At 44.9% G+C, this 12734-nt stretch carries 15 protein-coding genes and 1 tRNA gene; all 16 read right to left on the reverse strand.

Annotated elements, in window-relative coordinates; translation table 11 throughout:
- On the reverse strand, nt 1-512 hold a 512-nt coding region (locus DW835_RS12315; protein WP_147353727.1), incomplete at its 3' end, for a hypothetical protein.
- Between the two features lie 112 nt (nt 513-624).
- The gene (locus DW835_RS12320; RefSeq protein ID WP_118731249.1) at nt 625-1638 is read right to left on the reverse strand and encodes a hypothetical protein; all 1014 of its coding nucleotides are present in this window, start codon (nt 1636-1638) and stop codon (nt 625-627) included.
- Nucleotides 1639-1650: 12 nt separating this feature from the next.
- The gene (locus DW835_RS12325) at nt 1651-2019 is read right to left on the reverse strand and encodes a hypothetical protein (RefSeq protein WP_118668534.1); all 369 of its coding nucleotides are present in this window, start codon (nt 2017-2019) and stop codon (nt 1651-1653) included.
- Entirely contained in the window at nt 2009-3775 is a 1767-nt protein-coding gene (locus DW835_RS12330) for a radical SAM protein (RefSeq protein WP_118668533.1), read from the reverse strand. Before DW835_RS12330 ends, DW835_RS12325 begins: the two co-directional genes overlap by 11 nt.
- Nucleotides 3765-4889, reverse strand: coding sequence for a leucine-rich repeat domain-containing protein (locus DW835_RS12335; RefSeq protein ID WP_118668532.1), 1125 nt, complete (start codon nt 4887-4889; stop codon nt 3765-3767). The genes DW835_RS12330 and DW835_RS12335 overlap by 11 nt, the downstream gene beginning before the upstream one ends.
- An 89-nt stretch (nt 4890-4978) precedes the next feature.
- Nucleotides 4979-6190 carry an ATP-binding protein gene (locus DW835_RS12340; protein ID WP_118668531.1) on the reverse strand — a complete coding sequence of 404 codons (1212 nt, stop codon included), beginning with the start codon at nt 6188-6190 and terminating at the stop codon, nt 4979-4981.
- 96 nt (nt 6191-6286) lie between these two features.
- Nucleotides 6287-6529, reverse strand: coding sequence for a hypothetical protein (locus tag DW835_RS12345; RefSeq protein ID WP_118668530.1), 243 nt, complete (start codon nt 6527-6529; stop codon nt 6287-6289).
- On the reverse strand, nt 6526-6855 hold the full coding sequence (locus tag DW835_RS12350; protein ID WP_207665430.1) for a hypothetical protein: 330 nt from the start codon (nt 6853-6855) through the stop codon (nt 6526-6528). Before DW835_RS12350 ends, DW835_RS12345 begins: the two co-directional genes overlap by 4 nt.
- Before the next feature lie 245 nt (nt 6856-7100).
- Nucleotides 7101-7616, reverse strand: a complete 516-nt coding sequence (locus DW835_RS12355; protein ID WP_118668529.1) for a hypothetical protein — start codon at nt 7614-7616, stop codon at nt 7101-7103.
- 46 nt (nt 7617-7662) lie between these two features.
- Nucleotides 7663-8001: a helix-turn-helix transcriptional regulator gene (locus DW835_RS12360; protein WP_118668528.1), complete on the reverse strand. Its 339-nt coding sequence runs from the start codon at nt 7999-8001 to the stop codon at nt 7663-7665.
- 526 nt (nt 8002-8527) lie between these two features.
- Nucleotides 8528-9316 (reverse strand): ATP-grasp domain-containing protein, encoded by a 789-nt coding sequence (locus DW835_RS12365; protein WP_118537494.1) that lies wholly within the window; start codon nt 9314-9316, stop codon nt 8528-8530.
- A gap of 88 nt (nt 9317-9404) precedes the next feature.
- A tRNA-Tyr gene (locus tag DW835_RS12370) sits at nt 9405-9486 on the reverse strand.
- Between the two features lie 68 nt (nt 9487-9554).
- Complete coding sequence (locus DW835_RS12375; protein WP_118668554.1) at nt 9555-9809, reverse strand: helix-turn-helix transcriptional regulator; 255 nt, start codon at nt 9807-9809, stop codon at nt 9555-9557.
- A gap of 49 nt (nt 9810-9858) precedes the next feature.
- The gene (locus DW835_RS12380; RefSeq protein WP_118668527.1) at nt 9859-11073 is read right to left on the reverse strand and encodes an RtcB family protein; all 1215 of its coding nucleotides are present in this window, start codon (nt 11071-11073) and stop codon (nt 9859-9861) included.
- A gap of 445 nt (nt 11074-11518) precedes the next feature.
- Nucleotides 11519-11716 (reverse strand): hypothetical protein, encoded by a 198-nt coding sequence (locus DW835_RS12385; RefSeq protein ID WP_118668526.1) that lies wholly within the window; start codon nt 11714-11716, stop codon nt 11519-11521.
- 40 nt (nt 11717-11756) lie between these two features.
- On the reverse strand, nt 11757-12623 hold the full coding sequence (locus DW835_RS12390) for a hypothetical protein (protein ID WP_118731250.1): 867 nt from the start codon (nt 12621-12623) through the stop codon (nt 11757-11759).
- Between the last annotated feature and the right edge of the window lie 111 nt (nt 12624-12734).

The following is a 12734-nucleotide window of genomic DNA, read 5'->3' on the forward strand; positions in this document are numbered from 1 at the left end:
TGATATACCAATTTGCTTCCGCTGTGAACGCTGGACACTTCAATGTAGACACAGTCCTCATATTTCCCGGCAATTTCGAGCAGACGCTGCTTCTCCTGTTCTTCCATCTGCGCAATCTCCTGCTGTCCTGTCTCCTGCAGAGCACGGATCTTTCTCACCATTTCATCCGCCGTATCCTCCGGCTCTCCAAGTGACATTTTCGCTGCTGCGGCAATGATCCGGTCCAGTGCATTTTCCGAAGTATCAAGACGGGCCAGTTCCTCCCGGTATTTCTGTACTACATTCCCATACGGCGATACCATCATATATTTCAGCGGGCAGTGATAGACCGTATTTCTGGTCTCATAGATCAGAACATCCTCTTCCAGAGAAGCCTTGACCAACGTGGACGTCGTGGCTACATAGACATTTCTTCCCAGCCGCGGATGTACGTCCGCAGTCCCCGACAGATTGTACTCTCCGTCATATACATAGGGCTTCCAGTTTCTCATTGTTACTTTTGCCTTTTCCATCCCGGATACCTTCCTGTTTTTAATGAAAGTATCCCAGATTCGGAGAATAATGTCATTCTACCGGTGGTTGATTTTTGCATTTTTTGAACGTGAACAGCATTTTTTCCAGATCTTATTTTTTTATCCGCTTCCACTCCTGCAGGCTGTCGATCTCGGTCCCACAATATTCACACACGCCTTTAGTCACATCGATATTGGCATCGCATTTGGGGCATTTGATCACGTGGATCCCGCTGTCCAGGGTCATGACTCTGTCGTTGTGGCTGAGGGAGAAGGTATCCTTCTGATATGCGGATGTGATCCGGCCACCTCGCAGATACACCAGTCTGACCTGTAACTCCACATCCACGCACAGTATGCCATTCTCCACATGCTCCTGCAGACCGGTATAGTCCATAATGTCGTAATCAATGACATCCGGCCGGGAATAGTAGCGTCTTCCGGCTTCGTAGTTCAGGTTATTATAGAACCGCTTTTTGTCGATGCCGGTGCCGGTCCAGAATTCCTGCTGCCGACGGTTCTGTTTTTCTTTGTATCGTCTGACAGGCCCCAATACCGCATAAGCATCGCACAGGTAGAAAAAGTAATAGAAGATCATAGCCAGGATTGTGCTGTAGATGAAAATCTTGCCCACATCATAGCCATTGAAGGTCCTGGAGGTATTTATGATCCACAGGCTGCATAGCAGGAATGATACGATGTAATCTACCACTCCCGTGACGATCCGGTAGACCGGGCTTTGCAATACCAGATCATAATGGTGCTTGCTGCCCAGCTCCTTGTCTGCGTAGTCAATGTTGGAGGCCGCATCACAGCAGGGACAGCCGTTCACAAATTCCTTTACTTTGCCGGTAAAGCCACAGTTTTCACAGGTATGCTGTGCCTCTTCATCCATTCCGGATACATAGGTATACTCCATGCGGGAATCGAAGATTTTCTCTGTATGGAGCAATTTCCCCTGCCGGAAATACTCTTTGCGGCAGCGGATACCACTGTGCACATCATCCTGACAGGTTCCGTCTGTGGACCGGTACCTCAGGGTGCCATCGACGATGTAGGTAGTCTTGATATTGACGCCGCTTTCTGTAAGCCTGCGCATTTGAAGTGTTTCGGATATGAATGCCATTGCTTTCGTGTCCTATCTGTTATTGTTGTTATTATTGTTGTTATTGTTATTATTGTTGTTGGAAGAGGAACCACCGCTGCTGCCGGAGCCTGAGGATGGTGTGTAATGGGGAAACACTTTGCATTCTGTCCGTGACAGCAGGATTCCATCAATGCTGCTGTCGGTGCAGTTCGCCATGATCACCTTCTGGGTTTTTGCAGTATTCTGCCCAATGATGAGGGACAGATTCTGTCTGCCTCCCTTGATGAAAGCCTCCGGCTCCTGCTCCAGGAAATGATAGATCTCCCAAAGCTCCTCCTCTGTCACCTCATAATATTTTGTCAGTTCCACGCAACGCTTCATGCGGATCAGTTCTTCATAGGTCTGCGGTTCAAAATTCATGGAAAGCCTCCTTGTCATTCTTTTGCTCCAGTGTCAGATAATAAAATTCAATGTTCTGAAAGGGGAGATTGATGGCCTGTATATGGTAATAGGCATTATTTTCCTGTTTCCGGTAATGGCAGTCTCTCAGCTCCGTAGTGGTGCACAACAGATTGTTCGGGCTGTCCATGGCATATTCCTGTGCATATTCGCGCAGGAGCCCGGAAATATCATATACATACCATTCTTCTTCGTTGTCCCCGGAATGGTCCAGCACCCCTTTATAAATCTGATGCGTGGCAATGTGCCGCTGTTTTGTTCTCCCTTCATCCCCGTAAGTCACGGGATCTCCGGACAACAGCATCAGGTACAATGCGTTGTTCTCCGGATAATCGCATTCTTCCTCCAGCATATGCTTTTTCATGCGCAGCTTTACCGTACTGATGGGCGTCAGATATAGGATCTCCCTGGACTTCCTAAGGATCTGGGAGATCAGCGGATATCTGGTTCCATCCACGTCCAGCTCGAACACACCGCTGTCATAGATATATTGTAACTTCGCATCTTGTGCAATGATCTGTTCCAGCGCAGGATATTCTGTGGATGCTTTTGCAGGCAGATACTTTTCCGGTTCCTCCAGACGCATTTTCGTCACATATTCATATGCCGTCTCGTCAGCAGAAGCATCCGGGGCATAGCCGCGGTCCCGGTACATCTGCTGTTGCAGCAGGCAGGTGTAGCTTTTGCCGGATCCATAAACATTTTTCACAAAAGGGCAGCCCGTTTTGCACAGATACAGGTAAGCGCACCTCGCACATTCCTCGGGAAACGGTTGTCTGTTATGGTTTTGGAAGATCTTCCGTGCAGCGGTTTTCAAAATGGTATCCACCGTGTCACGGTAGATATTGCCATAGTAAAAATCTTCGTTCTTCTGACCTCTGACACAGGAATAGATGTCTCCGTTACGCTCCAACAGGAAAAATTTCTCTCCGCAATTATCGCAGTTGGTGCAGTATTCCGGTCCGAACTCATCGAACCATGCACCGTTGACCCCGGCATCCAGATTGGTCCCGTCAAAAGCCTCGTGCATCCGCCGGTAAAAGATCAGCTGTTCCTCTTCACTCATGTGATGCAGCAGGCCACAGGAATTGTAGTCAAACCCTATCATAAAATTAAAATCATTCATATCCAGGCACGTGTTCCGGTCCAGGAATCTGATATCCTCGATGATCTGATCCAGCTGTTCAAAATGCTCTCGAAAGATCGTGGCAGATACTTTTTTCTTGTCAGGGATCTCCTCCAGCAGTCGGATATTATCCAGTATCCGTTCCAGTGTGCCCTCTCCGCCCTTGGTCACCCTGTACTTTTCATGCAGGGAAAGCGGCAGATCCAGGCTGCCCGATATGGACACGTTGAACTCCCGGATGGTCTCGATATGTCTGTCCAGTCCGTACAGATTCGTCTTGATGTGGGGATGCCCCACCCTGAAGCCGGCATCCGTGATGAGTTCACGCATGTCCTGATAGTAACTGCTGATATATTGGATCAGGTCGTGGAATTCCTGCTCCGGTAAAGTGGTCACTTCGCCGCCGTGCAGGGAAATATTAAAGGGCACCACATCCGCTTCACGGAATTTCGCGATGGCATATTGCAGGGTCTCCAGGCAATCTCCGCCCCGCGGGGTATCTACAGTGTGGTCCTCCAGATAACAGTACCGGCACCGCATATTACATGCCATGGTCGGCACATATAACAAATGAATAAATTTAGTATTCATAGTAATCGATCCTTACAGGTGTCTCCTTGAAAGCACGTTCATTGACAGATACGCCCCGGGGCAGTGTGATCTCCCGCAGAGAATCACAGCACCGGAAAGCGGAAGACCCGATCTGCTGCAGCTTGCTGTCCGGGGAGATCACCACCTCCTCCAGACTGGTATTTCCATAAAACGCATGTCCGCCGATCCTGGTCACGTTATCCGGGATCTCTATGCGCAGCAGGCTGCTGCATTCTTCAAAGGTGTTGCCGCGGATCTCCGTCAGTCCCGCCGGAAGATTTATCTCCTCCAGGCTACTGCAATGGTAAAATGCTTCCCCGCCCAGATACGTCAGATGCTCCGGCAATGTGACACGTTCCAGGCTTCTGCAGTTTTTAAATGCCTGCCCGCGGATCTCTGTAATGCTGTCCGGCAGCGTTACCTCTGATAAAAAGGGCATATTGGAAAAGGTGTTGCCGCGCAGGCCCACTACTTTCTCCCCCTGATAGGTATCGGGAATGGTCGCCGTAGTCATATTCGTCAGACCATAGACATAAAACCGCACATAATATCCGTCATCTGCCTGCTCATAGAAGATCCTGGGCTTACTAAACAGCAACAGCGAGCCTGCCACAGCCACCGCCATGAGAGCCCATTTTAACTTTTTGCTGTAATCTGGCACCATGGATGCCTTCACATTCATGACAATATTCGAGATTTTCTCCTGGGATCTGGATCTGATCTCCTTTTTTAAATATTTTATCAGCTGATAACGGCTGGTCAAAAATGCATATATCACCAGGATTAGGAGTCCGATCACATAGGTTTTCATCGGAAAATGAAAGAAAAACAGAGATATGTATACGAATAACAGAACCGCCAAAACGGCATTCAGTATGTTTTTTCTGCGCAGCATATCCTCTGGGATCAGATTCTGTTCTTCCGTGATCCCGGCACGCTGCATTTCACGTTTTATAAACCCTTCGACACAATCCTCCTCGGACATGGCAAACAGCGGATCAAAATCCTCTGCATGCACTATCCTGCCCGTTACCGTTTCGTCAGTTGCAGGTGCATGGATCACCGCCTCAGCTGCTGTCTGCACCTTTTCCTCCATAGATAAAGTCATTCCCATACCGTTATTTTCCCTTCTTTTCTACTGTGCATCGCACCTTTTTCGTCTCCAAAAGACTACGATACTCTTCCATTTCGCGATTCTGTCGTTTAGTATTCATGACTTAACAGGAAGTCCGCTATATGCATCGTCTTGATGCCCTCGTAGTTTCCTCCCGAGAACTCATCTGTTGTGAGAACATATTTGGGGTAGTTGTCGCGGATTTCCAACAACCGGTCGTATTCCCGTTTTTCTGTTTTCAGAGAATGAAGCTCCTGCGTCACCTGCACATAGAGCTTTTCATTTTGCCGTACTGCGACAAAGTCGATCTCGCTGCTGCCGGATTTGCCGACATTGACGGTATACCCTCTGCGGCAAAGCTCCAAGTACACGACATTCTCTAAACTGGATGCCACGCTGTCAGCGTTATAGCCGAGAACGCTGTACCGCAGGGCGGTATCGGCAAGATAGAATTTCTCCTGTGTTTTCAGGATCTCCTTGCCCTGTAAATCAAAGCGGGAGCATCGATGGAGCAGGTACGCCTTCTCCAGCTTCTCCAAGTAACTATAAACTGTTTCATTGTCCAACGCTCGGTGTTCCGCTTTCAGGTAATCCGAAATGGACTTTGCCGAGAAGGTATTGCCCACATTGTTGAAGGTGTACTTGACCACTCGTTCCAACTGGTCGATCTTCCGCACCTGATTGCGCTTAACAATATCCGAGAAGATCGTAGAGTTGTAAATATCACGCACGATAGTGTAGACCTCGTCCTGAGAAAACTCCTGCAAATGCGTTGCCGGGAAACCGCCCAAGCGTACATAGTCAGCAAGCTCCGTCTTCGGCTCTCCAACCTCGGTATATTGGCTTTTGAACATCAGGTACTCGTCAAAGGACAAAGTGAAGATGCGGAAAGATACATATCGTCCCGTCAGATAGGTTGAAATCTCAGAGGACATCATGTGAGAGTTGGAACCTGTCACATACAGGTCAACATCAAAGTCAGATGCCAGCGAATTGACGACCTTTTCCCAGCCCTTGATTTCCTGAACCTCATCGAGAAACAGGTAAGTTTTTCCATCGGGCGAAAGACGCTCTTTAAGCTGTGCGTACATCTGCTTTGCCGTCATATCCTCATATTCCATTGAGTCATAGCGGCAACTGACAATGCGCTCCTTCGGAATGTTATGCTGCGTTTCCAATCTCTCCATAATCATTTTCAGGATCGTTGACTTTCCGCAACGACGTACTCCCGTAAGGATTTTTACAAATGGCGTATCCACATAAGCCATGATCTTCTCTACATACAAAGGTCTGTAAATCATCGTGACCACCTCCGTTTGTAGATAGTATATCGCAATTCGTTCCAAAAGGCAATTTGTTTTGCGATTACAAACCGCAAAACTTATATCTCTTCATGATTATTCGCTCCTTTCGCTAGTCCTAAAATGTATAAGCAAAACTAAACTTCGCAAAAAATCGGCATCAAATCCATTTCTGAATTCAACACCGATTCTCTGCTTTTCCTTTTTTCTGTTGTAAGTCTTTCCACTCGGAACTGATCTTGTGACCGGATTCAGTTCTCCCCATGTTGTTCGCTGCTTAGCATAATATTCCCTCTGCGCTTTCTTACTTCTTTTATCAAGCGTTACATATTGCTTCATTTTCTCATCCTCGCTTTCGTGTCTTCTTCAATCATCTTTGCAATTTCACCACAGGCGGCAGGATAATCTTTATGTCCCAGTAAGAGCATTTTATCTTTAAGTCGTTCTAGAGCTTCCTCAAATCTTGCGACGTCCCTCTTTAGCACCTTACAGAATACAATGCAGTACGCCGAACCATCCTTGACCATCTCTCCCTTAAATTTCATAGTTATCTTATTCTGCACAAACAATTGATCCGCCAGATAAGAACTATGATCTACATAAGCATAAGGAACCGCAAATAACGAAAAATCACTCATTTTCCAATAATTCTTCATTCTCATCATCTCCAACATAAAGATAGCTGCAGAAGATCCGAAGACCTCCCACAGCCTGTGCTTATAACCGAACCTCCACACGCAGTTTCCTGCAGGTTTTCTACAAGGCCGCTGTTAAGAAATCTTGCATCAGATTTTAAAACCTACAATGAACATAAACCGATAACACATAACCCATAACAGACATACCCTTACCATAAACAAAAACTTCTGGGATCACCATCAATCTCATAAAGCCTTGTACGGAAAAATTCTTAGATGTCTACTTCAAACTGTACTGTTTGATTGTACTTATCAAGAGCCATCTGCATTTCCATAATGGTCTTGGATACAGTCTCATACTCCTTCTTAATCAGCTCCAAGTCATAGTTAATATACCTATATTCCGGAACCGTATTTCTGGACATATAAGAGCGCTGCTCCTCTCTGGCTTTTGGTAGCTGCTTACGCATCTGATCAAGCACTGATTTTCTCTTGTTCAGCTGAGCCATCTTTATAAGAATTGTATCAATGCTCATTTCTGCATCGCCCACCTGAACCTTTTCATTAGAATTGGTTACATTAAGCGCATGCTTGATAATTGCAATTTTCTCATCAAGAGATGTAATAGTAGCTGCAACCTCCGTATAATCATATTCTGGTACGACAGGTTCCTCATTGATAGCTGCAACATAGGTACTGGATGTTGCCTCTTTGTTTACCCAGAAGGCCTTATCTTCTTCCAGGCTCTTAAGCATTTTATTTGCATATGCTGATGTCATTGTCTGCATTTCCTTACGACCTCCATTTTCTTTTGTTTTTTGTTCTGATATTAGCTTAATGCATGACAGATGCTTTGTCATTGTACCAACGGTTTAATACCATAGAAAATCCGCAGTCAGGTTTTCTATGGTCATGAATAATTCCCCATAAACGAACAACATCCCCGTCAACGACGAGGATATCTTCAATACTGGTATGCAGTAATCTGCTTAAGATTACAAAATTGTCTAAGCTCGGCAATGATCTACCGGAAATCCATTTGTAGATTGCCTGCGGATTCTCAAATCCCATAGCATTCTGCACATCTTTCACAGTATAACCATTTTCCATGAGCAGTTTCTTAATTTGCTTCCCTGTCTCCTTTTGCTGGATTGCCAAATACATTGGTTCCATCTCTTTGTACCTCCGCAATTTTCTTCCATCCCGAATCACAATCTCTATTTGTAGACTTACATTATATCGGATGTATTCACAAAATGCATTAAACTTTTAGTTTAAAATGTCTGTGCGAGCTTCCCTATACTCACTCCCTGTTACAGTACCTTGCAAGTTCTCATTGCTGCAGATTTTTTACACGCCATAGGCTCGTAATAATCAGGATTCGCAATTTATGTATAGAGGGGATTAGTGGAGTCCATCTTGTTTCCCGGATATCGCTGCCGTGAGCTCTTTATGGTTACTAACGCTTAATCATATTCCCTATGGCAATATAATCTCACCAACCTGCTCTACTCTATGAGATTAATAGATCGCAGCCTTACTTTAACGTCCTGCCGGGTCATTTACAGCAACTCGCAGACTTCCACTTCTTTCAGTGCGGACGGGTTTATAGTTTTCCTTCTAAAGATTAAGCTTAACAGAATCTCCTCATACTTGCATTTAACCAATAGTTTAATTGCTATCGTATTCATCTTTTATCTTAAAAATGATACTCATCCTTAACACCTAACAACTGGCTCCATCTTGCAGAAATCAGCTTAGCATAATATATATCTGCCAATCCATATGCCCCCAGGGAATACGCATCGTTGAACTCTACGAGTAATGTCCTGCCATCTTTAGTTACACAGATATCCATACTGCAAGCCATAGGCCTATCTTCCCAAGAAACAAAACTTTCCATCATAGAATTAAGCACCTGCGCGTCATAATGATATAAATAACCCTTCCTTGACTTATCAATTATCATGCCATATGGGCGCACATCAATTATCTCATCATATGTAATAAAGCAACGCCATTCTGCAGCGATATCTAATGATTCGCTTACCAATACCTCATAATCTTCAGCATGATTACCGCAGCCCATAAGATCTTTTATACTGGAAATTGTCTTGCCGGTAAAAGCCTTGCTTCTTACTGCTGGTTTCACAAAATATCCCGCCGACCACTTGTTCTCATCTCTTGAAATACTGTTGATTGTATCTTTCCATATTTTCCTTCCCAGAAATGGCTTAAGCACATCTGGATAATCAGGAATATGCGGTGTCACCCCAAACTTGTTAAACAGTACATTGCACTGATCAATATAATCCAAGGCAATATCTTCACGCTTAAAATCATCATAGATATCATCTATCAAATGGTAAGGAACTATTTCCGCAGCCATCTCTCTGAAACCAAACATAGCTGAAGCGAAATTATGATTGTGAGGTATCTCCATTTTCATTTCATTGTCATATTTTGTTTTTAAATATACCTTTCCCATAATAATCACCTGTTAAATATAATAGCGTTTGCGGAAGAGCGCTATGTGCCAGTGGCACCTTAAGCCAACTCGGACACGCAAACATAAGTGGGCAGGGCCAGACTCGAACTGGCGTAGACCGAAGTCGGCGGATTTACAGTCCGCTGCAATTGCCACTATGCGACCTACCCATAAGTGATCCCCGCCGGACTTGAACCGAACATTTTAGCCTTGAAAGGGCTATCTGTTTATTCACTTTTCATGCGCTAATCTGCTTTGTTCTATTTACATCGATTACGATAATCTCATCCATCGGAACATCCAGCACTGCTGCCAGTACAACCAGATTATCGATTGTAGGCATGGCAGTTCCGTGCTGCCACTTGTAGATAGCCTGAGGAGTCGCAAATCCAAAGATATCCTGCAGGTCTCTTACAGTCAGACCTGTTGCCTCTCTCAGTCTCATGATATTCCTTCCGGTAGCTACCATATCGATGGTAGGCATAGTAAACATTTCTTCCTCCGTTTCTGCTTCTGCAGGTGAAGGAAGAATGCCCTCCACCTTAATCAGAAGCCTTATAATTGTATATAGGTTTCATCACATCGATTACATCTACAGACTCTCGGATCACATCAATGATGTCCTCCAGACTCTTGTATGCCATCGGTGCCTCGTCCAATGTATTTTCATTAATCGAAGTGGTATAAATACCCTTCATTGTCTCTCGGTATTCGTCCATGCTAAGATTTGCTTTCGCCTTTGTTCTGGACATAAGTCGTCCTGCTCCGTGAGGTGCAGAATAATTCCACTCGGGATTTCCTTTTCCAACAGCAAGCACACTTCCATCTCTCATATTTATTGGAATCAGCACTTTCTCTCCACTATGGGCTGCTATTGCGCCCTTTCTCAAAATCATTTCATCTGTATCAATATAATTATGAATTGTATGGAAGGCTTCTCTGCCAGCCATCCCGGTTCTCTCCAGAATAATCTCAGCCATTTTTTCTCTGCTTCGTCTTGCAAAAGCCTGGCAGATTTCAACATCGTGAAGGTAGTCCTCAAGATATTTTCCTGATAAGTAGCACAGGTCTTCAGGCATACTTGTCTCAAACTCATATACCTGCCAGTGAAGCTGTTTTAACGCATCCTGAATCTCACTTCTACGTCCCTGCTCCTTATAGGTTCTGATAATCTCATCACGCTTCTCAAGATAGTCCCCATAGCCTCTGTCTAGGTTAATCGCCAGCTTCTGATAAAGCTCTGCAACCTGCTTACCCAGATTACGTGAGCCTGAATGAATCACAAGATATTTGGTTCCATCACCCGCTTCATCTATCTCTATAAAGTGGTTACCACCACCAAGGGTTCCAAGTGAACGCTCTAATCTCTTTGTGTCCTTCAGTTCTCTGTAGCAAGCAAGTTCTGTCAAATCAAATCTCTCCTGGCGACCTTCCCACACGTTCATTCCCGATGGAATAAAATGTGCAGCCTCATCAACCTTTACAAAATCAATATCAACCTTGCCTAAGTTCACGGTATACATACCGCATCCGATATCAACACCCACTACATTTGGAACAGCCTTATCAGTAATTGTCATTGTGGTTCCAATAGTGCAGCCTTTACCGGAATGAACATCAGGCATGATTCTTATTCTTGATCCTTCCGTCATCGGATAATCACACATACGTCTGATTTGTTCTATCGCTTCATCCTCTACTACTCTTGCATAGCAGATGGCTGTATTTATTTTTCCTTTGATTTCAATTAAATCCATGCTTCTCTTACCTCATTTCTGTGATATTTATCAGGTACTCTGCCATTGAGCTAACGGAGCATAACGCAGAACTACCTTACCAATTAGGCTTATATCTGCAAAAAAATACCGCCTACCATGTGCATCCACACAAGATAAGCGGTTCAAAATCTATGTATCCGGTTGTCCTCTCCTGTCCCTACGACAGGTCTACATCCATCACCACAGCATTCCCTTCAAGCTTATTCTTATCTGAATACACAAAGCTAAAGCCCCACTCTTTTTCATATCGAGTGCTGCATTTTTTCAAACTTTCCAAATATAAATAACTTGATCGAATAGCTGTGAACATTCTTTTTTCCTTTCCCAGACCCATCGCTTCGGATCCGCTTTTCTTTCTTTGTTATCGACAGAATACCACAGCAACATTAGTTTGTCATTATACTTGTGGTATAACTTCGACGCATCATAGTGCAATCAGCCTAGTCTGAAGTACTTTGGCTATCTCTGCCAGACCGCTGGCTCTCATCTCCTTCTGATCATTCTCGTAGTAGGAGATTATAGACTTCTCTACATATAATGCTTCATCAAAATCTTCCCTGGTTGCCTTTGGATCTCCTAAAAATTCAAGATCAACCGGTTCACTACTGTTAATTGTTTGCATTTTCCTTGTTCTTTGGAATTTTTTACCATACTCTGCGCTCTCAGTCTTCCTTCTCCCCGTCTTCCTCCCCCATTGTAAACAAAGATTTCCCGTTATAGCAGTCCGGGCTGAACAGTCCCTGCTTATGGGTATCCGGGGTAAATACCTTGGTCTCCCCGGGAGCGATTTCCTCATGATTGAAGATCAGGCTGTGTCCCTTTTGATTTTTGATCACCGCCTGCTTAATATTATCGGACCAGCTGTAGGTCTCCATGACATCACCGAATCCCTTCGGAAAATACCGGAAATCCAATGCGCAGGGATCTTCTTCGGTGGCATATTTCATGTATAATACGCTGTCCTGAAACATTCCGATGTGAACTCCCGGATTCACAATTCCCACAGCATCCCCGAGATGATATACCAATTTGCTTCCGCTGTGAACGCTGGACACTTCGATATAGACACAGTCCTCATATTTCCCGGCAATTTCGATCAGGCGCTGTTTCTCCTGTTCTTCCATCTGTGCAATCTCCCGCTGTCCTGTCTCCTGCAGAGCACGGATCTTTCTCACCATTTCATCCGCCGTATCCTCCGGCTCTCCCAGTGACATTTTTGCCGCCGCGGCAATGATCCGGTCCAGTGCATTTTCCGAAGTATCAAGACGGGCCAGTTCCTCCCGGTATTCCTGTACTACATTCCCATACGGTGATACCATCATATATTTCAGCGGGCAGTGATAGACCGTATTTCCGGTCTCATAGATCAGAACATCCTCTTCCAGAGAAGCCTTGACCAACGTGGATGTCGTGGCTACATAGACATTTCTTCCCAACCGTGGATGTACATCCGCAGTCCCCGACAGATTGTACTCTCCGTCATATACATAGGGCTCCCAGTTTCTCATCGTTACTTTTGCCTTTTCCATCCCGGATACCTCCTGTTTTTACTGAAAGTATACCAGATTCGGAGAATAATGTCATTCTACCGGTGGTTGATTTTTGTATACAGAGCAATTTATTAAAAAATGCGCCAGAAG

Source organism: Clostridium sp. AM34-9AC (assembly GCF_003480225.1).
GTDB lineage: Bacteria > Bacillota > Clostridia > Lachnospirales > Lachnospiraceae > Acetatifactor > Acetatifactor acetigignens.

Coding starts and splice junctions, on each gene's coding strand:
- DW835_RS12320 (WP_118731249.1), bottom strand. CDS start 1,638: ATGGCATTCATATCCGAAACACTTCAAATGCGCAGGCTTACAGAAAGC.
- DW835_RS12325 (WP_118668534.1), bottom strand. CDS start 2,019: ATGAATTTTGAACCGCAGACCTATGAAGAACTGATCCGCATGAAGCGT.
- DW835_RS12330 (WP_118668533.1), bottom strand. CDS start 3,775: ATGAATACTAAATTTATTCATTTGTTATATGTGCCGACCATGGCATGT.
- DW835_RS12335 (WP_118668532.1), bottom strand. CDS start 4,889: ATGGGAATGACTTTATCTATGGAGGAAAAGGTGCAGACAGCAGCTGAG.
- DW835_RS12340 (WP_118668531.1), bottom strand. CDS start 6,190: ATGATTTACAGACCTTTGTATGTAGAGAAGATCATGGCTTATGTGGAT.
- DW835_RS12345 (WP_118668530.1), bottom strand. CDS start 6,529: ATGAAGCAATATGTAACGCTTGATAAAAGAAGTAAGAAAGCGCAGAGG.
- DW835_RS12350 (WP_207665430.1), bottom strand. CDS start 6,855: ATGATGAGAATGAAGAATTATTGGAAAATGAGTGATTTTTCGTTATTT.
- DW835_RS12355 (WP_118668529.1), bottom strand. CDS start 7,616: ATGCAGACAATGACATCAGCATATGCAAATAAAATGCTTAAGAGCCTG.
- DW835_RS12360 (WP_118668528.1), bottom strand. CDS start 8,001: ATGGAACCAATGTATTTGGCAATCCAGCAAAAGGAGACAGGGAAGCAA.
- DW835_RS12365 (WP_118537494.1), bottom strand. CDS start 9,316: ATGGGAAAGGTATATTTAAAAACAAAATATGACAATGAAATGAAAATG.
- DW835_RS12375 (WP_118668554.1), bottom strand. CDS start 9,809: ATGTTTACTATGCCTACCATCGATATGGTAGCTACCGGAAGGAATATC.
- DW835_RS12380 (WP_118668527.1), bottom strand. CDS start 11,073: ATGGATTTAATTGAAATCAAAGGAAAAATAAATACAGCCATCTGCTAT.
- DW835_RS12385 (WP_118668526.1), bottom strand. CDS start 11,716: ATGCAAACAATTAACAGTAGTGAACCGGTTGATCTTGAATTTTTAGGA.
- DW835_RS12390 (WP_118731250.1), bottom strand. CDS start 12,623: ATGGAAAAGGCAAAAGTAACGATGAGAAACTGGGAGCCCTATGTATAT.